This window comes from Gemmiger sp. An120 (assembly GCF_002160955.1).
GTDB lineage: Bacteria > Bacillota > Clostridia > Oscillospirales > Ruminococcaceae > Gemmiger_A > Gemmiger_A avium.
In genome coordinates, this window is record NZ_NFLN01000011.1 from 57,936 (window position 1) to 82,604 (window position 24,669).

The following is a 24,669-nucleotide window of genomic DNA, read 5'->3' on the forward strand; positions in this document are numbered from 1 at the left end:
GTCAATTCCTCCCGTAACGGCTGGCCAGTGTCCGGGCCAGGTGATGCAGCTGTGTGCGCAATTCTTTTGGCTCCACCAGTTCGGCGGCTTCTCCAAAGGTGAGCACCCAGCTGAGTGCGCTCTCCGCGTCAGGAAAACCGCCGGTAAAGCGCAGGCGGCCGTCCGGTTCCGGGGTGAAACGGTCCGTGCCGTATTCCTCCACCAAACGCCACCGGCAGGCCGGGTCAAAGAGTACCGTGATCCGGCACCTTGCCGGGAAGAACCGCTCCGGTTCCAGATCGGGCAGAGGGGCGGCGCGGGGCTCAAACGGCTCTCCGGCGGTGAGTTCCGTCATGCGGTTGAGCTTGAACAGGCGGAAGTCCGCCCGCGTGCGGCACCACCCCCACAGGTACCAGGCGGACCAGTGAAAGACCAGACAGCAGGGTTCCACCGCGCGCGCCGATTCCCCTTTCGGGGAAAAGTAGAAAAATCGGACGGTGCGGTGCAGCCGGATGGCACTTTGAATCTGTTCAATCTTGGGGGCAAGACTGTCCTTGTACCAGGAAGAAAGGTCGATCAGCATGTCGGAACTGCCGGGCACCAGTGTGCCGGATCCCGCGGAGAGCTTTTCCATCAGCTGGGCGTACCGGCGGCTGCCGCTGACGCTGTCCAGGCTGCGGAGACCTGCCAGAATGGCCTGCATCTCCGGGGCGGTGAGAAGGGTTCGGTCTACCCGGTAACCCTCAACCAGGGAGATGCCGCCGCCCGCCCCCTGCGCGGTGGTCAGAGGAATGCCTGCCCGGCAAAGGGTGTCAACATCCCGCTGAATGGTGCGGCGGGATACCTCAAACTGTTCGGCCAGTTCCACCGCGGTGACCTTTTCCCGCTGGAGCAGGATGGAAAGAATCCCAATGAGCCGGTCCAGCTTCATCCGCACACCGCCTTTCCTGGGTTTGCCTGTATTATAGCACAGGAACCGGACAGCTGTCTGTCATGTTTCCGGAAGAGACGAAACAAAAAGCCTCCGCCCTGTGGCATGCTGCACAGAGACGGAGGCAGTCCGGCCGGATCTATCTCAAAAGCAGCGACGTTCCAATCCGGCTGGCGGCGGGGGCCAGTCCCTCAAATCCTACGCACCGGCTGGGGCGGGCATTGACCGCCCAGTCCAGCATGGGCTGCGCCGTGCTGGCGGTATCCAGGCAGGTGTCCAGCGCCAGCACATCCTCCCAGGCGCGGTTCAGAAAGGCCACCTCCCGCCGCCCGTGGGTGCGGGTCAGGCTGGCTGCGCCGCTTGCCTGCAGATAGGTATGAGTCTGATCGGAGGAAAATCCGGCGGCAGCCAGGCTCTCCGCCAGACCGGTGCGAAACAGGCCCGGCAGATCGGCCCAGAGCAGGGGCGGCACATCAAATCGTACAAAGGTATACCGGCTGTGGCAGTGCACGGCCAGCAGGCACGGTCGCCCCCGCAGATTAATGACATGCAGATCCCAGCAGAAGCGCCGGTCGGTTTCGGCCCCGTAGGGCGGCGGCTTCTGATGCAGAAACCGCTGCAGGGGAAAGGTCAGGCCCAGTTCCATCAGGTCACCTCGTGGGGAATCAGGATTTTTTCCACCCGGATGTTCCTGCCGGATATTTCGGCCCGTATCAGGGTGATCTCCTGGTGAAACCGGCGCGGACCGCAGCTGCCGGGATTGAGCCACAGCATACCCCCGCGCCGTTCTTCGCTGTACTTGTGGGAATGGCCGAACACCACCACATCCGCCCCGCTCAGATCGGCAGGAATGTCTTTTTTGTTGTGAACCATGTAAAACCGTATGCCCTCAAGGGTTACGGTCAGGTCCCGGGGCAGGGATTCGGCCCATTCCTTGTCGTTGTTGCCCCGTACCGCATACAGCGGCGCAAAAGAAGCCAGTTTGTCCACCACCGCCTGGGAATTGATGTCCCCGGCGTGGAGAATGGCGTCGGCCTCTTGCAGCAGTTCCAGCACGGCCGGACGCAGCAGACCGTGGGTGTCGGAGAGAATAATCAGATTCATGGCAGGCTCCTTTCAATAATGTGGCTTTATTATACCGGGTTTTCACGGCATATACCAGCCGGCAGCGCAGCCCATATCTTGCCGAAAGAGGCGCCTGCTCCTATAATAAGTATAAAAAGGAGGTTGGAGCGGATGGTAGAAGTGGTAGCGGCCCTGATCTGGGACAAAGATAAGTTCATGATCTGCCAGCGCCCGGCCCATAAAGCCAGAGGACTTTTATGGGAGTTTGTAGGCGGCAAGGTAGAGCCGGGAGAGACGAAGCAGCAGGCCCTGATCCGGGAGTGTCAGGAAGAACTGGCCGTCACACTGGACGTGGGCGACGTGTTCATGGAGGTCACCCACGAATACCCCGACCTGACGGTGCACCTGACCCTCTTCCACGCCACTATCCGGGAGGGCGTGCCGCAAAAGCTGGAGCACAACGATATCCAGTGGATCACCGTAGGTGAGATTGACCGGTATGCGTTCTGCCCGGCAGACGAAACGATATTGGAGAAACTCCGCCGGGAGTACTGAGAAAACAAAAAGCAAAGCCCCGCAGCAAGTGCTGCGGGGCTTTGCTTGGTGCGCCCGACTGGATTCGAACCAGCGGCCTTCCGGGTCGGAGTTCCCAGACACACAACGCCAAACGGCGCTGTGAAGCCATTTTTCGTTGGTTGTGCACAAAGTTGAAAACCATATAAAAAGCCCGCGAAGCCTTTTCAGAACTGGCTTCGCGAGCTTTTTCATGCGTGGTGGTCAATTGGTGGTCAAGAAAGTGGTTAGTGTAGGACGGATTTGGTGTCAAAAGGAATATATGATGAAAATGATGGTTGGGTATGCGTTTTTTACTGGGTTTTTATAATTCGAGTGAAGCATGATACTCTAGCTTTCCGATAGTAACATTTCAGTTAATATATAAACTTGGCAAAAGCAGTCCTAGGCTTTTTTACATGGTTATCGATTTGGATTTTACACGGGCGTATATATACCGAAGATAGCGTGGATACGGTAGTCCAAGCGCTGCGTAGATGCAATTGGGAAAAGTGCATAACACGACGCTGTGGAATTCGGCAGAACAACAAATATGTCTCAAATGACTTGACGAAATGTACGATTTAGATATATTATGTTGTCATGACAAGATAATTCTAGTGAGACTGATGAGGCTTGGCTTTGAGAACTGTTACACGCTATCAACAAATCATCAACTACTATCAGGAGCTGATCAAGAGCGGGCAACTTTCCGAAGGAGAGCAAATGCCCACGGAAGAGGCCATCGGTACCTTGTTTGGAGTCAGCCGAATCACTGTCCGGCAGGCGCTGGATGGATTGGCCCAAATGGGGCTGATTCACAAGGTTCAGGGAAAAGGCAGCTTTGTTTCTTCCGCAAAGACCGGTTTGCAGCTGGATCACCTCAAAGGGTTCAGTGATGAGATGCGGATGTTGGGGCGCATTCCTTCTACGATTCTTGTGGAGAAGGCGCTGATCACACCATCAGAAGTCGTAGCGAAAGCGCTGCAGATTGAGCCAACGCAAAAGGCTTATCTCTTTGTTCGTTTGCGATGTGCGGATGGCATCCCTATGGCAGTGGAAAAAGTTCACATGCCTTTCGCGCGCTTTGCGGGCATCGACTCAGAAGATTTGAATACATCGCTGTATATGCTGCTAAAAGAACAGTACGGCTGCGAGAGCAGCAAAGCTGTGCAGAGCATTCAGGCTGGCGCTGCGAACTCCGGGGATGCAAAACTGCTGCAGATCAAGACTGGCGCACCAGTCCTTTGCATTTCCCGTACAACACTCGATACATACGGCCAGCCGTTCGAATATGTCCAGTCTACTTATAGAGGCGACAAGTATGTTCTGAATGTTACCCTCAGCAAATAATAAAAATGGGTTGTTTCCATACAATACATGTGGTAAGAACCCATATTTTTTAGCCTATATTATCATGACAACATAACAATTTGTTTTGTTGTATCAAGTGTTCCAGAAAGGTAGGTCGTTATGCAGCAGGCACCGCACACCGTCAAATCCCACAAGCGCAGGCTCAACCTGAAACGGCGCGAAGCCTTTACCGGCTGGCTGTTCGTATCCCCCGCGCTGATCGGTTTCAGCATTTTCACGTTCGGATCGATGTTGTATTCGTTGTACCTTTCTCTGACGGACTACAATCTGCTCAGTGATCCGAATTGGGTTGGGCTTGCCAACTACATCCGGGCCTTCACCGAAGACCAGTATTTCTATCCGTTTTTCGGCAACACGATCTATTTTGTGGTGACGCTGGTCCCGATCGTTCTGGTCCTGTCTTTGCTGTTGGCCATTCTGATCAACAAAAAGGCGGGCCCGCTTACCAAAGGATACCGGGTGGCACTGTTTCTGCCAAGCATTACCTCCACCGTTGCGGTGAGTATGGTCTGGCTTTGGATCTTCAACCCGGACATGGGCATCCTGAACAACTTCTTGACCGCGATCGGTTTCAACAATCCCCCGCTCTGGCTGGCAGACCCGGCCTGGAGCAAGCCGGCGCTTGTGATTATGCGCGTCTGGCAGATGTGCGGTTATTACATGCTCATGTTCCTTGCGGGGCTTCAAACCATTCCCGAGAGCTTGTATGAAGCCGCAGAGGTGGACGGAGCGTCCGTTTGGCAGAAGTTTATCCGCATCACGGTGCCCATGCTCTCCAACACCACCTTCGTGGTGGCGATCCTGTTGGTGATCGAAGCGTTCAACATGTTTGAATCGATCTTCATCATGACCCAGGGCGGCCCCCTTGGCTCCACCAGCACGATCATGTATTACATCTATGAACAGGGCTTTACCAATTACAACATGGGTTACGCTTCTGCTCTCGCCTGGATCTTCTTTGCTATCGTTATGGTGATCACGCTGATCCAATACAGATTCCGCAACGAACAGGGGGGTGAATGATGATGGAAAAACTGTCGCTTGGAATGTCGGCTCGCAAAAAGATCGGCAACACTTTGTATCATGCATTCATGCTGATCCTGAGCTTCATCATGATCTACCCCTTTGTCTGGTCGCTGCTCTCCTCGTTCAAGCAGTCTTCCCAGTTGTATGGCGGAAACCCATTGGATATGATCCCGCGCCCCTTTACATTGGAGAACTACACCCGTCTGTTTGAGGTCCTGCCGTTTGAGCGCTTTTTGATAAACTCGGTTTTCCTGTCGGTGGCGATGCCGCTTTGCATGATCGCCGTAGCTTCTTTAACGGCCTATGCCCTCACCCGGCTGGAATTTCCGGGGCGCAACATCCTGTTCCTGGCATTCATTGCCACAATGATGATCCCGAGCCATGTAACGCTGATCCCCAACTATAAGATCATTGTGGATATGGGGCTCATCAACACATACGCGGCGCTTTTCTTGAACTGCATGTTCACCGGTGCGAATGCGTTTAACATCTTCTTCTTCCGTCAGTTTTTCCTGAGCATCCCCAAGGATCTGGAAAATGCGGCCATCATTGATGGATGCTCCCGCCTGGGCGTATTTTTCCGGATCGTTCTGCCCAACGCAAAACCGGCGATCGCGACCACGGCGATCTTGTCCTTCCGAAGCGTGTGGAACTCGTTCCTGTGGCCGATGCTGGTCCTGAACGACTACGACAAACTCACCCTTACCGTTGGTCTGAAATACCTGAAAGAGTGGGAACCCAACTGGGCGGTGCTGCTGGCCGGGTCTTCCCTGAGCATCGTTCCCATCGTGATCGTGTTCCTGATTTTCCAGCGCCACTTTATGGCGTCCACCATGAACTCCGGTTTTGGTGGAAAGTAATACCGTAGCTGGCGGCCAGGACAGGCCGCAGATATAAAAAAATGGAGGTTTATTATGAAAAAGTTGTTGAAGAAACTCGTGGCCGGCGCGCTGGCACTGGCCCTTACCTTCACGCTGGCGGCGTGCGGCGGCACTCCTGCGCAGACGTCTGGCTCTACCGGGGAAGGAACAGGCACTGCCGAACCCACCACCCTGACGGTTTATACCTGGTGGGATATCACCAAGTTCGCCCATCTGCAGAAAATGCAGGAGGACTTTGAGAAAGCCAACCCCGACATCAAGCTGGACTTCGTCACCATTCCCACCGATTATGCCAACTCTATGATCACCAAGCTGGCCGGCGGCGAGATCCCCGACGTGATGATGCTGGCGATGGATCAGGTGCCCCGCTACGCGCTGAACGACATGCTGCTGCCGCTGGACGATTTGGCCAGCCAGGAGTATAAGGATGCTCTGTACCCTGTGGTGAAGGACGCGCTGACTGTGAACGGCACCATGTATGCTGCCGCCCGTGACGTCACTCCCAAGGTTATGTATCTGAACACCAAGATGTTTGCGGACGCCGGCATTGAGATCCCCGAGGATACCTGGACCATGGATGAGTTCGTGGAGATTGCCAAGCAACTCACCAAGGGCAGCGGCGCCGACGCCCAGTGGGGCTATTACTGGGCCAACTTTATGGACCAGACTTATGCCATGATCGCGGCCTTCGGCGGCAAACTGTACAGCGAGGACGGCAAGTCCAGCGTGCTTTCCACCGATGAGAACACCATGCGCGGCGTGCAGTTCATGTACGATCTGTACAACACCTACAAGGTCTGCCCCAGTGCTGCCCAGGCTGCACAGTTCGGCGACAACGAGTTCTCCGCCTTTATGGCCAACAAGGTCGCCATGCAGATCGGCTCTCTGTCCACCGCTTCCACCTTTGACGCCAACAACGTGGAGTATACCGTTCTGCCCATGCCTTATGTGGACGGTGTGAGCCAGACTTCCTCCTTCGTGAACACCTGGGTCATCCCCAAGGAAGCCGCGAACCCCGAGCTGTCCTGGCGCGTTGTGGAGTTCCTGTCCGGCAAGGAAGGCCAGCAGATCGCTCTGGATATGAACTACGGCCTGCCTGCTTCCACCATGGTGGACACCACCGAGTTTGAATCCAAGACCCCGTACAACAAGTACTTTGTGCAGGCCCTGGAAACCGCCATTCCGTTCCCCACCAACATCAACGGTTCGGAATTCCAGAGCATGTTCCAGAAAGAATGCGAATCCCTGTGGGCGGGTGCGATCACTCCTGAAGAGTTCGCGCAGCGCGTGGACGAGCAGGGCGCACCGATCCTCAGCAAATAATTGCAGCACCGATCAGAAGGGGCGGCGGATTCCGCCGCCCCTTCTTTTCAGGAAGGAAGATTTGTCATGACCACTAAATTGTTGCAGGATGATATGTATCTTGCTAAGATATGTTCCATGCTCACAGAAATCGAACAGGAGGAAGAACCCGCTATGGAGGCTGCCGCCCGTGCGGCATATGCCTCTATTCGGCAGGGCGGCCTGCTCCATGTCTTCTCCACCGGGCACTCCCATATGATCGTGGAGGAGATGTTCTATCGCAGCGGCGGCCTGGTACCCATCGATCCGATCCTTTCCGAAGATCTCATGCTTCACACCGGAGCCATCACCAGCACACGGCTGGAGCGGCAGCCCGGAAAGGCTGCGGAGGTCCTGAGCAAAGCCAGCTTACAACCCGGAGATACGATTTTGATCTCTTCCAATACCGGCATCAACACCGTGCCGGTGGAAGCAGCTCAGTATGCTAAGGAACAGGGACTTACCGTGGTGTGTGTGACATCCAAAAAAGTGTCTCAGCAGTTGGTCTCCCGGGCGCCCAGCGGAAAAAAACTCTATGAGGTGAGCGATATTGTGATCGACAACCACTCTCCGAAAGGAGACGGAATGCTCACCATTCCCGGCACACAGCAGATCACAGGAGGCGCCTCCACCTTCGGAAGCTTGTTCATTGCACAGCGCATTGTATTGAAGATAGAAAACATGTTCCTGGCCCAAGGCGAAATGCCGCCCATTCTGTGCAGCGCAAATCTGCCCGGCGGAGACGAACACAACGCGAAAGCGGTGGCGGCCTACCAGAGCCGGATCCCGGCGCTGAGCTGAAAACGGGGTGAAAATGTTGTACCTTGTATGCGATGGGGGAGGCACCAAAACAGACTTCCTTTTGTTTGACGAAAAGGGAAACGTTTTGGCAGCGGACCGCCAGGGCGGCGCAAATGCGAACTTCATTGCGCCGCAGCAGGCTGCGGACGCAGTGTTTGAAGGAATCTCCCGCTGCCTTTCTCAGGCAGGGGCAAGCCCGGCGGACATACGGTTGACCAGCTTGTTTATTCCCGGTTTCCGCCCGGCGATGGGGCTGCTGGAGGCGCGGCTTCCGCAGATGGAGTTCCGCCAGGCAGGCGATGAAAAAAATGCGTTTTATGCCGCACTGGGCCTTCCCTACGGTATCGCCGTGCTTGCAGGAACGGGCTCGTTTGCTACCGGATGCAGCAGAGATGGCCGCAGCACGAAAGCAGGCGGCTGGGGGCCGCTCTTTGGCGATGAAGGAAGCGGCTATCATATCGGCGTGCTTTGCCTGGCCCGTCTTGCAAGACTGTCCGATCAGGGACGAGCCGGGTCCGTGCTGGAACAGGAAGCATTGCGCTTTTTGAATCTGGAGGACGTGCCGGCATTGCGGGAAGCGGCCTATCAGCCGGATTTTACCCGGGCGCGTGTTGCCCAGCTGAGCCGCGTTGTGGCAAAGGCTGCCGCACTGGGAGATGAGGATGCGTGCGCCATTCTCGATCAGGCCGCGGCGGAACTGGCGGAGCTGGCGACAGTGGTCGCCGCGCGACTTGGCGAGCAGGACCTGCCTGTTTCGCTCACGGGCGGGCTGACGGCCATGGGCGAACTGTTTTGCGGACGCTTTCGCACAAAGCTGAGCGCGGTGCTGCCCCGCAGCACCTATGTGCCGGCGAAGTACACGCCGGTGATCGGAGCGGCTCTTTGCGTTTTGAGTGAAGAGGCGGGGGTGGACATCCACTCCGCTGAACTTTTACAGAATCTTTTGCAGAAAGAAAAAGGTGATACCGATGTTGATGGATGAATATTTTAAAGGCATGAAACAGGTGCTGGACAAGGTGGAGAACACCCAGCGGGAAGCGATTCTGGCGGCATCCACCGAGATCGCCGAGCGGCTGGCCCGCGGCGGCGCCTGGCATATCATGGACACCGGCCACATGCTGATGTTTGAGGGCGTAGGCCGTACCGGCGGCATGATGGCGGTAAAACCCATCCGCATCACCTGTGAGATCCAGAATCCGGTGCGCCACCGTCCGGCTCCGGCGCGGGGCATCGTGGGCTATGATACCATCCCGGGCTTCGCGGATTACGTGCTGGGCCGTGCAAATATCCTGCCGGAGGACGTGGTCATGATCGGGTCTGTTTCCGGCTACCAGTATTTCCCGGTGGATCTTGCCCTCAAGGCCAACGAGATGGGCTGCGCCACGGTGGCGATCACGGCAGTGGAATATTCCAGCAGGCTCACCAGCCGCCATCCCAGCGGAAAACGCCTGTTTGAAGCCTGCACCTACTGCCTGGACAATTGCACCAATTACGGCGACACGCTGGTGGACGTTCCCGAGCTGGGGCAGCGTATCTGCCCCGCCAGCGGCATCAGCGCCAGTTACCTGATGTGGGCGGTGCAGAGCACCGTCGTGGAGAAACTTCTGGAAAAAGGCCTCAAACCCAGCGTCTACATCTCCAACCACATGCCCAACGCGGCGCAGATCAACGGAGAGGCCTTGGAAAATTATGAGAAATTCGGTTTCTGAGGTGGCCCTGAAATGAAATTGGAAACTTCCGCGTTTTGCGCTCGCTTCAGCACCGAAACAAACAATTTTGCAAGCCTCGTCAATCTGGCCACAGGGGACGAATACATCAAGCGTCCGGCCCGCACAACACTGGTGGAGCTGTATGCACTGGTCAACGGGGAAAAAACAAAGCTGCTGCCGGGCGCCCCGCATGTAACAGAAGGCGAGGGCACGCTCTCCATCACCTATGAAACGTTTGGTGATAAACCCATCCGGATGGATCTTTTGTGCACAGGCAGAGAAGAGCAGCTTTCCATTACGGCAACGCTTGAAAACCATTCGGATGTGGACGTGGTGGAGATCCTGATGCCCTACATCGGCGGCATGTATCTTGGAGACGACTATGCCGACGACAACCTCATCTATCCCCATCACGCCGGTGAAAAAACGAAGAATCCCGTGCTGGGATATGGCAAAAACAAAAAGGATTTCTGGCGTGCCAGCAGCGTCGCCTTTGAAGACATCTATCGCCGGGAAATCAATTACTGCGGTCTGGCTTCCATGAGCTGGATGTATTATTACGATGCAGAAAACGGTTTCTATATCGGAAGCCACGATCCCCGCTTCCCCGTCACGGGCGTCCTGGCGGACACCAGCGGCGACCCGCAGAATCCGTGGATGGCCTTTGCTTTCCGGAAACACCACCGGATCCGCCCGGGCCAGAAGTATGACGTTGGCGAGTATGTGCTGGCGATCACAACGAAGGATTGGCACGAAGGCGCAAAGATCTACCGCGCCTATATTGCGCCGCATCTGGATTTTGACCACAACCCGCCCTTCCTTGAGGACGAGTACGCATTGAACCAGTGCTACAATTTCAAACGCGTGGGAAACATCGAGCATCGCTTCCGGGACATCCCTGCCATGTACGATGAGGGTGCGGCCTGGGGCGTTCGGCACATGTTCATCGCAAGCTGGAACAGGACCGGCTTCGACTCGTACTATCCGGAATACTATCCCGATATGGAATTGGGCAGCGCCATGGAGTTCCGGCGCGGGCTGGAATATGTGCGTCAGCAGGGCGGCTTTTCCACGCTGTATATCAACGCGCGCATCTTCGATGTGGAATCGGATTTCCACAAGACCGTCGGCGAGGCCATGGCGATCCGAAATGAAAAGGGCGAACCTTACCGCGAGACCTACGGGCCTGCCCATTTCACGGTGAACTGCCCTTCGGACAAGCTGTGGAGAGAGTATTTGCTGGACACGGCGGAATTCTGCGTAAAGGCGTATGGCTGCGACGGCATCTACCTGGATCAGCTGGCCTCGGCGGAACCTTTTGCGTGCTACTGCGAAGAGCACAGCCACGAAAACATCGGGGAATTCAACAACGGCTACCGCTATGTCCTGAAAGAACTGCTCAAACGGCTGCGGGACTATAATCCCAACGCCTATATCATGACCGAGAACTGCGGAGACATCTACGGCAGCTACACATGGGGAAACCTGACCTGGAATGGCGCCGAGTACGACGAGCATTACAATGTGTTCAAATACACCTTCCCGGAATTCGTTCAGGTGAACATGGTCAATCCCCGTGGGTGGGAGCAGGACGAAGAGAAACAGAAAAAGTGGTTCTACCGGGATATGCACCGGGCAATCGCGTTGGGCAGCGTTCTGTGGATGGGCATCACCACGCGGCTGCAGCAGAACGCCGGGGAGTATCATGAATATTCCCGCAAGGCGTTGGAATTCCGCCGGGAACTGCAGCCTCTGCTGCATTCCGCCCGTTTCCTGGATGATGCGTGGCTGGACGGCCAGCTGCCGGAGCATTGCCAGCTGACCTGCTGGCAAAGGGAAGAAGGCCGGCAGATGGTGCTGGCAGCCAACGACAGTGACGAGCCGGTAACGCTGCGGCTGGCCCTTCCGAACATGGACGGAACGCCCCAGATCGCATGTGTTGAAGGGCCGCTTCCCAAAACGCAGCTGTGCGAAAACAGGCTGCTTGTGACCCTGCTGCCGGGTCAGATGATGCGGTTGACGCTGTGAAACAAAGGAACGAAAGGGAGTGGGCCTGATGAAACTTACGGTGTTCGGAAACAACGCCTCCTGCCCGGAGGCCGGCGGCGCCTGCTCCTCGTTTTTGGTGGAAGCGGCAGGCAAACGCATCCTGTTGGACATGGGCTGCGCCAGCCTGCCTCAGCTCCAGCGTCAGTGCGATCTGGCCGAACTGGACCTTATCGTCATCAGCCATCTGCATTTTGACCACTGCGGAGACCTGTTCTGTGCCAAGTATCAGCTTGAGACCCGTATTGCCCGGGGCCAGGCGCTGGCGCCGCTGGCTCTGTGCAGTCCTGCGCTGCCGGAGTGGGCGGCAAAGGAACTGTTACAAGGAGAAGTGTTCCGACATACGACTGTCTTTGATGGATCCCAATACCAGTTGGAAGGGGTCGAATTGACTTTCTTTCAGGTACCGCATCTTGTGGAAAGCTATGCGGTGCGTGTGTGCGCAGAAGGAAAAATCTTGACCTATTCTGGCGACAGTGGACCATGTGAAATTCTGGCGTGTGCGGCAAAGGGGGCGGACTGCTTCCTTTGTGAGGCCAGCCTGGTGGAAGGCCAGCATGCGGAGTCGAATCATCATCTGATGGCAGGGGAAGCGGGTCGGGTTGCGAAAGACGCACACGTTGGCCGCCTCCTTCTGACGCACTACCATTCGGAGGATGCCCAGCAGGTGCTGATACAGGCGCAAAGGTGTTTTCCCAATGCATCGCTTAGCTGCATTGGAGAAAGCTATGAAATATGATTTCGCATGTGCCCGCCCTTGAAAAAGGGCGGGCAACTTTGTAGCGAAAGGAGGCCGAGCTTGTATGCTTTGGTGGCGCGAGTTTTCCGCCTATTGTGCGTCCTGGTGCGCAGGTGCAGTAGCATTGCGCCTGATGGCGGCTTTCATGGTGGGCATTGTGGTCGGGATAGACCGTGGCATCAAACGCCGCGGCGCGGGAATCAAAACACATACTCTGGTATGCCTGGGCGCGGCTCTTGTCATGACAACGGGTCAGTTCATATATGTGACGACGGGAGGAGCAAACTCCATCGACCGATTGGGTGCACAGGTCATCAGTGGTGTTGGGTTTTTGGGAGTCGGAACGATTTTGGTAACAGGACACAACCAGGTGAGGGGACTTACGACTGCGGCAAGCCTGTGGATCTGTGCCTGTCTTGGGCTGGCAGCAGGTATCGGCTTTGTGGATGGTGTGCTTCTGGTGCTGGCTCTGGTGCTGATCACGCTGAAAATACTGAGTCGGGTGGATGATACCGTGCATCGGCAAGCCCATGTTCTGGAACTCTATCTGGTGTTTGAAACGCCGCAGGACGCAGCGGATTTTGTCCATCAGATGCACCGGATGCAAGTAAATATCAGCTGTTTCAACCTTGTTAAAAACTCGCGGGAAGAGGATAATGTCGCGGCGGTCGCCACCCTGGAACTGAATCGTGGCATGACCCATGACTACTTACTGGAGAAACTGCGAGCCGCGGATTATCTGCGGTGTGTTGAGGAGGTGTAAAACGAACGCGTTGCGATTCGAACGACAAGAAACAACAAGGGACAGTGAGGTGTAAAAATATGAAACGTGTAGTTTCTTTTCTTTGCAGTCTGGCGTTGCTCTGTAGCTGTGGCTTTCCGGGTGCAGGTGTACTGACATCCTATGCGGATCACGCGGAAGAGCAGCCTAATGTGTCGACGAGCATTGCTGAGGAAGTGATACAGGAGGTCGTAACGGAAAACCCTGAGGAAGAAGTTCAGCAGCAAATTCCGGAATCCGATTCGATGAATGCGCCGGAGTTTACTCCTGTACCTGAACAGAGAGAAGCAGAGCTGCCCGCGGAAGTACGTGAGATCACTGCTACGGAAGGCTCGACTGTGGAACAGATTTTTGAAGAGCGGTCGCCTTCTTCAATGCTTTTGACTTGCGGCACTCTTGCCACCGGAGGAGAGGTGGATCTCTCCTTTCGCGATGGAAAGACAATGACGTTGGAAGCTGCTCTGCAACCTGAAGGAGGCTACAAGGCAGAAGCTGAGTTTGCCTTTGTCCTGGCGATACTGCCGGGTGACTTATCAGAAGGAACTGTCAGACTAAGCCTTTCCGGCGCAGACACCAACATTGCGCAGAACATCAGCGTCTATAACTGGGACAGCAGCGAATATGAGGAAATTAATACAGAAACCTCTGCTGAAGAAAGGGATCTTGACCTGCCTCTTCCTGTGTCTGCCTATCTTTCGGAACAAGGCCAGGTGAAGGTGAGGGTCGCTTTCACAGGAGCGGACGGCTTTTAGATCCTCATGGTCAGCTCCAGTTCCTTTATGCTTATCGAGCTGCAGCAAATGCTATCCAGATAGAGCATCATTCGGTATCCAGTGCGGTTTTGGAACAGGGATCTTTCGCTTCAGGATCGTCTTTCGAGGCGCTGAAGGAACGGGACGGTGCGACCGCCGATGTTGCTTCTGCGGAAAATAAAGTGGCTTGGCATGCGGTCGTACCTTTATACCAAAACAAGGCAAATGTCAGATCGTTGAGGATAGATTATGCTGGCGGACAGTCTGCTCAGACGAATGATGTGTGGCTTTCGGTGTACCGTTTTGACACTGAAAACTGGGAGGCGATTGGCCTGCTGCCAGGTGAAGCGGGGCAGAGCCACCGAACTTTTGTGCTGTCGGGGGATAAATTGAAAAACTATCTTTCTGGTGACGGGGATTTTCGGGTACGCCTGTACAATTCAGCCGGCAGCAGCTTTACGAGGCAGACGGATGCACTGTCGGTCACGGCGTATTCCAATGTGACCGAAAGTCAGCAGAGCTGCATCCCAGTCAGTTTGTATACGGAATATGGGGCGAGTGAGGGGGAAGTAACGGATCTTGCCAAGCCGGATGGTGCAGCTGTGGTCACACAGAGCAATGATCAAAAGAAGGCCGCAATACAGCTGCGCTTTGAAACGGGTGTTCCGCTGGATAATATTCAGGAACTGACGTTTACCCTGCGAATGAAAGCGGCTGGAGCTACCAACCCACAATACATCTCTCTGCTCAATAAAGATACCGGGCGTTTTGCTGTGGTCAAGACTCTTTCTGCAAATAATACCATGGAAACGGTATACGTGACACTGGACTCTCTGCACGAGATCGAACGATACCTGGATAACGGCCAACTGACCTTGCGAATCTACAATTCCTCGGCCGCGGCCTTTACAAGAGAATTGGATCTTGCGCAGATGACGGTCACATACGGGAACTTTTCACGCTTCACTGTGGCGCAGATATCGGATGTTCACGAGTTGATCGGAACAGAGAATTTCAAAAGCATTATCAACGAAGTGAATCAGAACATCAACGAGTCGTTTACCATCGTTACGGGCGATATCTCAGATCATGGCACGCCGGCACAGTATGCCTTGTACCTGGAGGATCGGGAATTGTTCCAGAACCCGGTATACACCACGCCGGGCAATCACGATGTGCGCTGGTGGAATGCGAACGGGAAAAAGACTTTTACAGACAGCATTGGCCCGTTGTATCAATCGTTTGATTATGGTGGAGTACACTTCGTACTTCTCGATTCAACGGTCAACTATGAGTTGGACGGAAAAATCAACAAGGCGCAGCTGGAGTGGTTGCGGCAGGATATGGCGAATGTCCCGGCCGACATGCCGGTCATTTGGTTTGCACACCACCCGTTCAAAATCAACAACAATGTAACAGCCCGGCATGAACTGTTGGAACTGGCCAAAGGGCATAATGTCATTGCTTTTATGGCCGGTCATGTGCATTACTATGGGAACGTCCGGGAAGATGGTATTCCTGTCAACTATGTTACATATGTTAAAGACAATGCGGCGCAGGAATTTGTGACCATAGAATTTACGCCGAACTATTATTATATTTACAAACATAAAGCCTCGGATCACAGTCGTACGTTGTGGCTGACCGGCCGAATGAATAATACTCGACAGATGGAATTGTCAATCGATCAGATTCAGGTGAACAATCAAGGGCAGATCCATGTGCAGGCATCTGCAACAGTCGCGCCCGATGGAGTCGCATCGATGCAGGCGCGGATCGACAATTACGGGCCTTACACGCAAATGGAGAAGAACAGTGATGGCAGTTGGAGCTGCGATATCGACCCTACGGCCTATACACCGGAACTGGTGCCTGGAGCTCACTTTGTGGGGGTGGAGGCGTTCGACAGCAACGGCGAGAAATGGACGGACTATGCAGACTATACTATGATGTCCAGCCAGGCGGGAATTCGCTGGACTTTTGAAACTGGTGACATGATCCAATCCAGCGCAACGGTCCTGGGAACGCGGGTTTTCGTCGGTTCGAACGATGGTTTCCTTTACTGCATTGACGAACAGACGGGGACAGAGAACTGGAAATTTGAAACGAATGGGCCGGTGATCTCCAAGCCGGCGGCGATAGGGGAAGATAGGATCGTATTCGGATCCGAAGATGGAAAGGTGTATTGCCTGAATGCCGCGGATGGTGCCAAGGAGTGGGAATATACCGCAGGCGGAAGTGTTCTCTCTGATCCTCTGGTAGACCAGGAAAGGGTATATATAGGTTCCGGTGACGGGAAAATTTCCTGTATTGATGTGGCAACCGGCTTGCTTCAATGGTCGTATCAGACGGACGGAGTGATGCGGCAGAGGCCAACCATATCCAACGGCGTTTTGTATGCTTATGTGAGAGACACATATATTTGGTATGCATTGGATGCTCAAACGGGTGAGCTTCGTTGGCGGGGAAATGCGGAGACGGATGAGTCCTTGTTCGTTTGTGGCGATGTACGCCCGATTATCGCTGGCGGAAAACTTTGGTGCATCGATGCCCAGAACACTCGGCCGGGATATCTTGACCTGCAAACAGGGGAGCTTGCCTGGACGGGAGCATTGGAAAAGGTATCCTCGCGAGGAATGGCAACAAACGGCGAATTGGTATTCTACACCTCAAACAATGGCCGGCAACTGACAGCATTCGACTCAGACACGGCACAGGTTGTATGGCAAAAAGATTTGCGATATAACAGCAGAGACGGTGATCTTCAAGCCATGCAGATCGATTGTGCGCTGGTATATGAAAATGGAATGCTGTTTCATTTGGCAGAACGCGGAAGAGTTACGGCAATGAATCCCATTACAGGCGCAACACAGTGGTGCTTTGATGCTGCAGGCTTCCCGGAACGTGTCTTTTGGTCAACGCCGGAAGTAAATGGCAATTTGTTGCTGGCAAGCGGTATCGATGGGAACCTTTACGCGGTAGAGATATCCTGAGCGTATGGAAAAGAGAAGCTAAAATCCAAAAGCTTTGGGGTAGGAAGTGGAATTACGCCAAAGCGCCCCCGCAGCCAAAGACTGTGGGGGCGCTTTTATGTTATTGCTATAAAAGTTGCCTGATGCAAAAGCATAAGACATAGAAGAGTGAAAAATGAGAGTCCGACGGACATGCCACAAAGAGACTGTAGCAGCCATTTCTTCAAAAAGGCACTTTCTAAATCATATAGATCTTCACGTTCAAAATCGTGGATGTTGTGGCCGGCCCCTTCAACGATGTGATACTGTACGTGGTGGCCATCGGTGGCGTGTAGAATCTCACTGGCAAGGTTCATGCTTTGCAAAATGGGGATACATCTGTCCTTGTTTCCGTGTAAAAACAGGAACGGTGGGCTGTTGGGCGAAACATAGTTGCAGGGATTTGCCATTTGTACCAGTTCAGGCGCATCTTTTGCTCTGCGATATCCAAACAGAACACCTGCCATGGAATCGGCTTCGCCAAATTCTTCTTGCTGAGGCTCTACCCCCAGTACTTTAAATTGCTCGGCGATCAGACCCAAGTTTGATGGACAGTACACGGCGATGACAGCCTGAACCTGATCTGAAATTTTGTGGTCCGCTTCGTCAGGATCTTCAAGCTTTCCACAAGAAGCGGACAGCGCGGTCAGAGCAGCAAGATGAGCTCCGGCTGATTCGCCCATCAGAGCAATGTGATTTGGATCGAGTCCGTATTTTTCGGCGTTTACGCGGATAAAGCGGATAGCGGATTTTACTTCATATATTTGTGCAGGAAAACGTTTTTGCCAGCTTAACGAGTAATTGATGCTGACGACAGCAAAGCCGCGACGTAAAAGTGCAAGTGCCGGTTCTAATTTGTGTGAACTCTTGTCGCCGAAAAACCAGCCGCCAAAAATGTCGATGATGTGGGAAAGGGAGGAGCGCCATCGTTTGGAAGATAGATGTCAAGCATATTTCGCTCACCACCCTGAGCATAAGGGATATTCAGATATTTTTGATGAATGAAGTCGACTTTGGCTGGAATATGAGTTCGTTTCTGTTCAATGAATTTCATTGTGATACCAATCCTTTGTCTGAACATATCAATGCTTGCAAAGTAATCGGGACTAATCATATAGTCTTGAAATCGACATTTTTTGCTTTTCCCCGCGACTGGAAACATACAGCGGATGTGTTTATATCGTTATTATACCATATTCTGAGTAATGATGGCGAGGGCCTTTTCTCCGGTTTCTATATGTTTGGAGTCGGCTGTTTGGTAATTGGAACGAGTACAGTTAATTGTAGTAGTTTGGTTGGAGTAAACAGAAATTAAGACTCAGTTGTGCTAATCAGAGAGCAGAAACCAGAATAGGAAGCAAGTGCGGTTGTAGAATGAGCAAAGGGGGGGATGGGGCCGTGGATAAAAAATAAAGGCGAATCGCTGCGTTGTTGCTTCAGTGGCTAGCGTGCAACAAATGATTATAGCAAATCAGGACAAGAATGTAAAAACAGGCGGTATTGTCACCGCAAGAACTCTAAAATCCGCGAAAACAAGAAATAATAATCCATTAACTTCACAAGACAGTAAAAGGAGAAAAGCGGTTTGCATAAAGAAATTCGCGAATATATTATATGATGGTTAAGGAGAGCTTAGTCAACAATAATCCAGTTTATCGTAGTAGTCGGGTCGGAGTTCCCAGACACACAACGCCAAACGGCGCTGTAAAGCCATTTTTCGTCGGTTGTGCACAAAGTTGAAAACCATATAAAAAGCCCGCGAAGCCTTTTGAGAACAGGCTTCGCGGGCTTTTGCACGCGTAGTGGTCAAATGGTGGTCACAGTGGTCAATTTCGCCGGAAAAAGAGGTGTGAGGGAGGAGAGAAGTGGTCAATATCAAAATCTGTCACAGGGGGCGTTTTTGTATTGATGATTCTGTGTCGACCTTGGCAACCATTTCTGGGCTGTCAGTAAAGCATGTGACGCAGGGCGAATAGGTCGTGTAGGGTATCGATTTTATGAGAATAGTTGCTTTATGAATTTTTCAGAAAACTTTTGAGCTTGGTGTGACACCAGGGTGTATCGAAAGGATGAAAGACGATGATCAGGCGGAATACTCAACCAAATGGGTAGAAAAAATCTTGGAATAACTCTTGATATGAGTCGTTACTACGAAAAAGTCGAAAAAGTGAAACTCCTTCCGGCAAACGAGAGTCGCAATCCAGTAAATAACTAATAGGTGGTCTTGTCTTGATTTATATGTTTATTCATATCTGATGAGCGTAAAACTGTGGTATCCTCACGATTGTGTCGTGCAAACACATCATTAATTCTTGCTTTTTGTCGAAGACGCTGCTATCATTATTTTGGCGTATTATATATGCAGCACTCATTGCGAAGATAAATGAGGTGAAAGTTATGCCCGTAAACTATAAAAAGCTCTGGATTTTGCTGATCGAAAAACATATTACAAAGGCCCAACTGAGAAAAAGCGCGAAGCTATCTCCGGCCACATTGACAAAGCTTAACAAAAATGAATATGTTTCGATGGAAATCTTAACTCGTGTTTGCAGCGTGCTGAGATGTGATATTGGTGATATTGTGGAAGTTGAACTGCCGGAGGATAAAAATGATTAATCCGAAAAATAAATGGCGGCGTTATAATACGCCACTCGGAATTTGTATCAACGAGAAATGTGAAACTGTTATTTCGGAGTATCTGGTCCCTAATTATCAAGGACAGATACAGTTGATTTTTACATCTCCGCCATTTCCCTTAAACAGAGCAAAAAAATACGGGAATTTAAATGGGGATGAATATAAAAAATGGCTCTGTGATGTAGTTAAATCAATGTTGCCGCTGTTAACGGAAGATGGTTCTATCGTAATTGAAATTGGCAACGCATGGAATTACGGTGAACCCACGTTTTCAACACTCCCTATGGAGACATTGCTTAGTATAAAAAATGAATGTGGCCTTTCTTTGTGCCAAGAGTTCATCTACTACAATCCGGCGAGACTCCCTTCGCCCATTCAGTATGTTAATATCGATAGAACTCGTGTAAAAGATTCTTTTACACGAGTGTGGTGGTTCTCGCGAAGTGCAACCCCTAAAGCAAATAATAGGAATGTCCTCAAACAATATAGTAAGCAAATGAAAAAGCTACTTGAGACAGGTCAATATAATGCTGGAGAACGCCCTTCAGAGCACAGCATTAGTGAAACTGCTTTTAATCATAACAATGGAGGAGCAATTCCTTCTAATGTCATCATTGCCTCAAACACAAACAGCAGAGACCCATACCTTCTCAGATGCAAAGAAAAAGGCATGAAAATTCATCCTGCACGTATGCCATTCGAAGTTCCAAGATTTTTTATTAACCTACTAACGGATGAGGACGATATTGTAATGGACTGCTTTGCTGGCAGCAATACTACCGGCTACTGCGCGGAGAAGGCAAAGCGTCGCTGGATAAGTGTGGAGGCAGATAAGGAGTACTATATGGGGTCTAAGTACAGGTTTGTGAGGTGAGAGAAATGGCAACGAAAACAATCACATTTCCTGATGCTTTTCCTGACAGCGCTACCCTTATGTGCAACATTCAAGATACGGTTACATATTCATGGGCGCTTCAGAATTTCACTGAGTATAATGTTTCTGCTTGGCTAAACAATTTTCAAGGAGAAATCTTTCCAAAAGAGGATGAGGAAAGAATAGCATTATGGTTGTTATCAAATTATACTCACTATAACGAAAAAGAAGTTGATCATCTTTGCAAAAACCTATATAAGAAATTTATTCATACATATGTAAACGATCAAAGCCTCACTGAAAAAACACTGTTGAAAAGCATGAAAGACTTTTGCTATATTCCGCTTGGCAGTGCAAGCGAAAGCGGAGGCTTTATTGCATATCAATTCAGAAAACAAGCTAAGATTGGTATTGACCGCTTCTTTTTTTTAACGGAAAATACAAGCATAAACGGAAATGTTGCAATCTTTATTGACGACGTCACATTAAGTGCGACTCAAGCAAAAGACCCTATCACCGATTTCGTCAAAAATCATTCTTTTGATAGCGTATACTTAATTACACTAATATCATCTTCCCAGGCCGAAAAGGAACTTCTACAGAATGGAATAAAAACCATTAGTTGTATTGAGATTGATGAGAAAAATCAATGCTTCTCTGACCAATCCATTCTATTCCACAAGTTTCCTGATTTATTAGATCCGGTTAAAGACTTTTGTACTCATTATGGAAGCAAAGTGTTTAGCAACTATCCCCTCGGATATAAAGATGGTCAGTATCTCTTTGGCTTCTTTTATAATACGCCCAATAATACTTTGCCAATCTTTTGGTCCAATAAGAATGGCTGGATTCCTATATTTGAACGAAAGGAGAAGATTAGAACAGATGCAAGAATATGGCGCACTTTTGAGAAATACATTTAAAAATCCATTTGATGATTTTAATGCTTCTCTTATCGATACGGATAAGATTGTCAGATTTTGGTGTGATCCTACTGATAAAGGGCTCAAAGAATTATTGTCTGCTTCGGTGTTTTTTACACAAAAAATGCCATTTATTATTCAGGGATCTCGCGGCTCTGGCAAAACCATGCTATTTAAGTACTACTCCTATGATGCACAAAAAATTGTCGCAAAAGAATATGGCAGTATTATTTCACATTTAAGAAAATGTGGAGGTGTCGGCTTTTATTTCAGGTGTGACCCTCCTTTTATCAACTCGCTGAAGGCGGTCTGTGCTGATAGTTCCTTAGAAGAATGGGAGGATGTTTTCTCATATTATATGCAGATGCATATTTCTCAAAGTATTATTAATATGATATTGGATTTGGAAGCCGAGGGAGAATTATCGTCCGATAAATTTGAACAAAAAATTCTTGGTGAAATTTCTGCCGTATATGCCATTGAACCATTTAAAAGTTTCAAAGACTTGTATACCTCAGTTGTAAAAGAAATTAAAGCAATCCAAGACTACAAAAACCTTTCTATTTTTTTGGACGATGATATTAAGATCGCTCGGAAGTTTAGTCCTTTCAGCTTGGCCGAAGTGCTTATCGACTCTATCAGAAAATCTGTACAGGAGTTGTCGTCTATTAACTATGTTCTAATGGTAGATGAATACGAAGCGCTTCCACCAGAGTTGCAAAGAAGCTTCAATACTATGCTAAAGTATGCTAACGATAAACTTACGCTTCGAATCGGCAGAAGAACTGAGCGAAATATTGAAACTGCAACTATTAATGATACAGAGTATTTAAGGATCAATAATGACTATCTGCTTGTTGATTTAGATGAAAATATGAGAACTGGTGATCCTAAAAAATACTTTTACAGCGTGGCTCAAAAACGGATTGATTTAGTTTTCAAGGATGTTTCTGTTGATGTGAAACGGTTATTTGGTAGTACTGAAGACCTTTTAGAAGAGTGCAAAAATAATGCAGGTAGTAGAAAAGAACATATCCGCCAAATTCTAAAGACGGACACGGCTCTTTCTGGAGAACAGATCAATGCAATCATCAGCATAATCGAAGCACCAGATAACCCCATAATGGAAATGCTCAATGCACTATGGGTAATACGTAATCCGGACAAAGATAAGTTGAAAATTGCCCGCGATGTTCAGCAAGTGATGTGGGATTATCTTAATAAATGCCATACGCTTGAAAGCCAAAAGTATAAGCTTGATTATGAGAATAAATATCGGTACACATTGACAGTGCTTTTGTGTTCGATTTATAAAAAGAACAAGATGTACTATAGTTTTAATACAATTGTTCATTTGGCTAACGGTAACACACGCGTTTTTATCAATCTTTGTCGTGAAATAATTTCTGATGCCTTATTTTATGAACCCGATGCTTTTTTTGATAATCTTTCTGTTTCGGCGCTAACTCAAAGTAATGCAATCCATAAGTTTTCTGCCAAAGAATTTGACGATATCTGCTCCATCATCCAGTACGGTGAGAGCATCAGAAAACTAATCCTAAACTTGGGTAATATGTTTGCCGAATTCCATAAAGACAGGCGAGCCCGCTATCCGGAAACTAATCAGTTCGTTCTTGATAAATTAGAGCTCGAGGAAATGAATTCTACTACTTTGAATATGGCATTAAGATGGTCTATGATAGTAAAGAAGCCCACTCCTCAACGGTTATCTGTAGATATTAATAAGCGGGGCGATATCTTTTATATTGATCGTATTTTCTCACCTCTGTTTAATATTTCGTACAGAACTCGTGGCGGATTTAACGTATCCATTGAAAAAGAAGAGTTTTCAAAAATGTGCGAAGGTATTTTTACCCCTTCTGCAGTTGGAAAAGTACTGGGGACAAAAAAAGAAGAATCCGCCGAACAACTATCCCTCTTTGGGGAGATTGGAGATGGTAGTTGTTGAGTAATAGCGTTGTTTATAAAATGGAACAGATTGGCGGTTATATATTTGATACTGTAGACTGTTTTATTTGTGCTGCACATGACGACGAAAGATCTACTGAGGGGATTTCTAAGATGCTTGCATCTGGTGTACAAGTGGAACATGCTATTATTATCAAGTACGATAATGGAAGCCATTCCACTGCTCTAAATAAACTGTTCGAAGGCCGAGCGCAAGAAATCTCTGTATCGAATGATGTGAACAGCTTCATCCTGCAATTCAAAAAACTAATTAAGCCTTATATTAACAAAAACATGGCTATAGACATTTCTTGTGTCCGAATTCCGGATATGTTTTCGATTATGAAAATTCTAAAGTTAAATGATCATACAAAGCATATTCCGTGCATCTATTCTGTCCCATACGATTATGAGTATTTTGCAGGAGATTTTTCTTATAAATCCTCTCTTGGTGATTTGCGAAATTATGAATTAGCTGGTTATGGTGGAGATTATAACCCTGATGACCCGAATTCGACTTATGTTGTTTTTCTTGGATTCGAAGGAGCCCTATCGCTAAAAGTTTTGGAAGAAGCTGCTTACAAACATTTGACGTTTGTCAACAGTTTGCCATCGCTTTCGCAAAAGTATAAAGATATTAGCATCCTAAATAATCGAAGTTCGATTAAAGGAAAAAAGTACGACGCAATCCTTTATGCGCCTGCTGATAATCCATTTGAAGTATATAATTTTCTTGAGAAAAGGTATTCTGACGAGCCATCGATATGTATTTCTCCATTAGCTACGAAACCTGTAGCTTTGGGGGTATGTATGTTCGCTTTGAATTACGAGAAAGCTCGTATTGTGTACCCAATTTCTGACGTTTACTCTTCACATATAACTAATCAAGTTACAAAGAGTTTAGTGTATGAGATTTCACTGGTACAGTAAATGGTCTCTTAAACGCCAAACTAATTATTGCCGGCAAACTCCATTCATGCTAGAGTCTGCAAACCAATTTGCGAAAAACTCTTGACACCACCATATCCGCCCGGAAACCATGTAAGACGGAAAGAAAGGATATTTCCCGGGTTCTCTAAAACGGACCCGTGTGTCACAAACGGACAGATAAATGGATTGAGAGACGCCACCGTATGAACCATAGCGGCGTATGCTATGTGGGGCTCCTAGATATAGGTGGAAATGAGGGGGCGATACTAATCTGTAGCGGAAGAGCTCTCTCACTCCACAATTAGAACAGTAAATTCATAGTCTTGCGTTCTTCATATTTGCTGAGCTT

Annotated in this window: 23 protein-coding genes; 19 read left to right on the plus strand and 4 right to left on the minus strand. The window is 50.1% G+C overall.

From position 1 onward, the window contains the following. Position 1: 1 nt before the first annotated feature. The 3 genes from B5E65_RS10345 to B5E65_RS10355 form a co-directional block, all read right to left on the minus strand. Complete coding sequence (locus tag B5E65_RS10345; protein ID WP_087171694.1) at positions 2-910, minus strand: helix-turn-helix transcriptional regulator; 909 nt, start codon at positions 908-910, stop codon at positions 2-4. Positions 911-1,049: 139 nt separating this feature from the next. After that, the gene (locus B5E65_RS10350; protein WP_087171695.1) at positions 1,050-1,556 is read right to left on the minus strand and encodes a DUF6933 domain-containing protein; all 507 of its coding nucleotides are present in this window, start codon (positions 1,554-1,556) and stop codon (positions 1,050-1,052) included. Next, a complete protein-coding gene (locus B5E65_RS10355; protein ID WP_087171696.1) occupies positions 1,556-2,014 on the minus strand; it encodes a metallophosphoesterase family protein in 459 nt (152 codons plus the stop codon). Before B5E65_RS10355 ends, B5E65_RS10350 begins: the two co-directional genes overlap by 1 nt. 132 nt (positions 2,015-2,146) lie before the next feature. Between B5E65_RS10355 and B5E65_RS10360 the strand changes: the two genes are divergently transcribed. From B5E65_RS10360 to B5E65_RS10420, 13 genes are all read left to right on the plus strand, one after another. After that, positions 2,147-2,530, plus strand: a complete 384-nt coding sequence (locus B5E65_RS10360; protein ID WP_087171697.1) for a (deoxy)nucleoside triphosphate pyrophosphohydrolase — start codon at positions 2,147-2,149, stop codon at positions 2,528-2,530. A gap of 639 nt (positions 2,531-3,169) precedes the next feature. Further along, entirely contained in the window at positions 3,170-3,880 is a 711-nt protein-coding gene (locus B5E65_RS10365; RefSeq protein WP_158098567.1) for a GntR family transcriptional regulator, read from the plus strand. 120 nt (positions 3,881-4,000) lie between these two features. Beyond that, a complete protein-coding gene (locus tag B5E65_RS10370; RefSeq protein WP_087171699.1) occupies positions 4,001-4,924 on the plus strand; it encodes a carbohydrate ABC transporter permease in 924 nt (307 codons plus the stop codon). Next, the gene (locus B5E65_RS10375; protein WP_242957524.1) at positions 4,921-5,787 is read left to right on the plus strand and encodes a carbohydrate ABC transporter permease; all 867 of its coding nucleotides are present in this window, start codon (positions 4,921-4,923) and stop codon (positions 5,785-5,787) included. The genes B5E65_RS10370 and B5E65_RS10375 overlap by 4 nt, the downstream gene beginning before the upstream one ends. A gap of 54 nt (positions 5,788-5,841) precedes the next feature. After that, complete coding sequence (locus tag B5E65_RS10380; RefSeq protein ID WP_087171700.1) at positions 5,842-7,131, plus strand: ABC transporter substrate-binding protein; 1,290 nt, start codon at positions 5,842-5,844, stop codon at positions 7,129-7,131. Positions 7,132-7,197: 66 nt separating this feature from the next. Next, a complete protein-coding gene (locus tag B5E65_RS10385; protein ID WP_087171701.1) occupies positions 7,198-7,950 on the plus strand; it encodes an SIS domain-containing protein in 753 nt (250 codons plus the stop codon). Between the two features lie 13 nt (positions 7,951-7,963). Then, positions 7,964-8,932, plus strand: coding sequence for an N-acetylglucosamine kinase (locus tag B5E65_RS10390; protein WP_087171702.1), 969 nt, complete (start codon positions 7,964-7,966; stop codon positions 8,930-8,932). Then, on the plus strand, positions 8,925-9,659 hold the full coding sequence (locus tag B5E65_RS10395; protein WP_242957525.1) for a sugar isomerase domain-containing protein: 735 nt from the start codon (positions 8,925-8,927) through the stop codon (positions 9,657-9,659). The genes B5E65_RS10390 and B5E65_RS10395 overlap by 8 nt, the downstream gene beginning before the upstream one ends. 12 nt (positions 9,660-9,671) lie before the next feature. Continuing rightward, on the plus strand, positions 9,672-11,687 hold the full coding sequence (locus tag B5E65_RS10400) for a DUF6259 domain-containing protein (protein WP_206406301.1): 2,016 nt from the start codon (positions 9,672-9,674) through the stop codon (positions 11,685-11,687). Positions 11,688-11,715: 28 nt separating this feature from the next. Then, positions 11,716-12,444: an MBL fold metallo-hydrolase gene (locus B5E65_RS10405; RefSeq protein WP_143402998.1), complete on the plus strand. Its 729-nt coding sequence runs from the start codon at positions 11,716-11,718 to the stop codon at positions 12,442-12,444. Positions 12,445-12,508: 64 nt separating this feature from the next. Next, entirely contained in the window at positions 12,509-13,207 is a 699-nt protein-coding gene (locus tag B5E65_RS10410) for an MgtC/SapB family protein (protein WP_087171705.1), read from the plus strand. A 59-nt stretch (positions 13,208-13,266) separates the two neighbouring features. Next, positions 13,267-13,977 carry a hypothetical protein gene (locus tag B5E65_RS10415; protein ID WP_143402999.1) on the plus strand — a complete coding sequence of 237 codons (711 nt, stop codon included), beginning with the start codon at positions 13,267-13,269 and terminating at the stop codon, positions 13,975-13,977. A gap of 89 nt (positions 13,978-14,066) precedes the next feature. Next, entirely contained in the window at positions 14,067-16,970 is a 2,904-nt protein-coding gene (locus tag B5E65_RS10420) for an outer membrane protein assembly factor BamB family protein (protein WP_143403000.1), read from the plus strand. 95 nt (positions 16,971-17,065) lie between these two features. On the opposite strand, the gene B5E65_RS10425 is transcribed toward B5E65_RS10420, so the two are convergent. After that, positions 17,066-17,890: an alpha/beta hydrolase fold domain-containing protein gene (locus tag B5E65_RS10425; RefSeq protein WP_343286401.1), complete on the minus strand. Its 825-nt coding sequence runs from the start codon at positions 17,888-17,890 to the stop codon at positions 17,066-17,068. Between B5E65_RS10425 and B5E65_RS16565 the strand changes: the two genes are divergently transcribed. From B5E65_RS16565 to B5E65_RS16035, 6 genes are all read left to right on the plus strand, one after another. Continuing rightward, entirely contained in the window at positions 17,793-17,993 is a 201-nt protein-coding gene (locus tag B5E65_RS16565) for a hypothetical protein (RefSeq protein WP_242957526.1), read from the plus strand. The genes B5E65_RS10425 and B5E65_RS16565 overlap by 98 nt on opposite strands. A gap of 1,392 nt (positions 17,994-19,385) precedes the next feature. Then, the gene (locus B5E65_RS10430) at positions 19,386-19,604 is read left to right on the plus strand and encodes a helix-turn-helix domain-containing protein (protein ID WP_087171709.1); all 219 of its coding nucleotides are present in this window, start codon (positions 19,386-19,388) and stop codon (positions 19,602-19,604) included. Then, on the plus strand, positions 19,597-20,499 hold the full coding sequence (locus B5E65_RS10435) for a DNA-methyltransferase (RefSeq protein ID WP_087171710.1): 903 nt from the start codon (positions 19,597-19,599) through the stop codon (positions 20,497-20,499). Before B5E65_RS10430 ends, B5E65_RS10435 begins: the two co-directional genes overlap by 8 nt. Positions 20,500-20,504: 5 nt before the next feature. After that, on the plus strand, positions 20,505-21,422 hold the full coding sequence (locus tag B5E65_RS10440) for a phosphoribosyltransferase-like protein (RefSeq protein WP_143403001.1): 918 nt from the start codon (positions 20,505-20,507) through the stop codon (positions 21,420-21,422). Beyond that, a complete protein-coding gene (locus B5E65_RS10445) occupies positions 21,385-23,391 on the plus strand; it encodes an ORC-CDC6 family AAA ATPase (protein WP_143403002.1) in 2,007 nt (668 codons plus the stop codon). The genes B5E65_RS10440 and B5E65_RS10445 overlap by 38 nt, the downstream gene beginning before the upstream one ends. Further along, positions 23,388-24,320, plus strand: coding sequence for a hypothetical protein (locus tag B5E65_RS16035; protein WP_143403003.1), 933 nt, complete (start codon positions 23,388-23,390; stop codon positions 24,318-24,320). Before B5E65_RS10445 ends, B5E65_RS16035 begins: the two co-directional genes overlap by 4 nt. The last annotated feature ends 349 nt before the right edge of the window (positions 24,321-24,669 follow it).

What these genes read in the sequence shown, in the direction of transcription:
- B5E65_RS10345 (WP_087171694.1), bottom strand. Translation starts at nt 910, where the DNA reads ATGAAGCTGGACCGGCTCATTGGGATTCTTTCCATCCTGCTCCAGCGG.
- B5E65_RS10350 (WP_087171695.1), bottom strand. Translation starts at nt 1,556, where the DNA reads ATGGAACTGGGCCTGACCTTTCCCCTGCAGCGGTTTCTGCATCAGAAG.
- B5E65_RS10355 (WP_087171696.1), bottom strand. Translation starts at nt 2,014, where the DNA reads ATGAATCTGATTATTCTCTCCGACACCCACGGTCTGCTGCGTCCGGCC.
- B5E65_RS10360 (WP_087171697.1), top strand. Translation starts at nt 2,147, where the DNA reads ATGGTAGAAGTGGTAGCGGCCCTGATCTGGGACAAAGATAAGTTCATG.
- B5E65_RS10370 (WP_087171699.1), top strand. Translation starts at nt 4,001, where the DNA reads ATGCAGCAGGCACCGCACACCGTCAAATCCCACAAGCGCAGGCTCAAC.
- B5E65_RS10375 (WP_242957524.1), top strand. Translation starts at nt 4,921, where the DNA reads ATGATGATGGAAAAACTGTCGCTTGGAATGTCGGCTCGCAAAAAGATC.
- B5E65_RS10380 (WP_087171700.1), top strand. Translation starts at nt 5,842, where the DNA reads ATGAAAAAGTTGTTGAAGAAACTCGTGGCCGGCGCGCTGGCACTGGCC.
- B5E65_RS10385 (WP_087171701.1), top strand. Translation starts at nt 7,198, where the DNA reads ATGACCACTAAATTGTTGCAGGATGATATGTATCTTGCTAAGATATGT.
- B5E65_RS10390 (WP_087171702.1), top strand. Translation starts at nt 7,964, where the DNA reads ATGTTGTACCTTGTATGCGATGGGGGAGGCACCAAAACAGACTTCCTT.
- B5E65_RS10395 (WP_242957525.1), top strand. Translation starts at nt 8,925, where the DNA reads ATGGATGAATATTTTAAAGGCATGAAACAGGTGCTGGACAAGGTGGAG.
- B5E65_RS10400 (WP_206406301.1), top strand. Translation starts at nt 9,672, where the DNA reads ATGAAATTGGAAACTTCCGCGTTTTGCGCTCGCTTCAGCACCGAAACA.
- B5E65_RS10405 (WP_143402998.1), top strand. Translation starts at nt 11,716, where the DNA reads ATGAAACTTACGGTGTTCGGAAACAACGCCTCCTGCCCGGAGGCCGGC.
- B5E65_RS10410 (WP_087171705.1), top strand. Translation starts at nt 12,509, where the DNA reads ATGCTTTGGTGGCGCGAGTTTTCCGCCTATTGTGCGTCCTGGTGCGCA.
- B5E65_RS10415 (WP_143402999.1), top strand. Translation starts at nt 13,267, where the DNA reads ATGAAACGTGTAGTTTCTTTTCTTTGCAGTCTGGCGTTGCTCTGTAGC.
- B5E65_RS16565 (WP_242957526.1), top strand. Translation starts at nt 17,793, where the DNA reads ATGCTGACGACAGCAAAGCCGCGACGTAAAAGTGCAAGTGCCGGTTCT.
- B5E65_RS10430 (WP_087171709.1), top strand. Translation starts at nt 19,386, where the DNA reads ATGCCCGTAAACTATAAAAAGCTCTGGATTTTGCTGATCGAAAAACAT.
- B5E65_RS10435 (WP_087171710.1), top strand. Translation starts at nt 19,597, where the DNA reads ATGATTAATCCGAAAAATAAATGGCGGCGTTATAATACGCCACTCGGA.
- B5E65_RS10440 (WP_143403001.1), top strand. Translation starts at nt 20,505, where the DNA reads ATGGCAACGAAAACAATCACATTTCCTGATGCTTTTCCTGACAGCGCT.
- B5E65_RS10445 (WP_143403002.1), top strand. Translation starts at nt 21,385, where the DNA reads ATGCAAGAATATGGCGCACTTTTGAGAAATACATTTAAAAATCCATTT.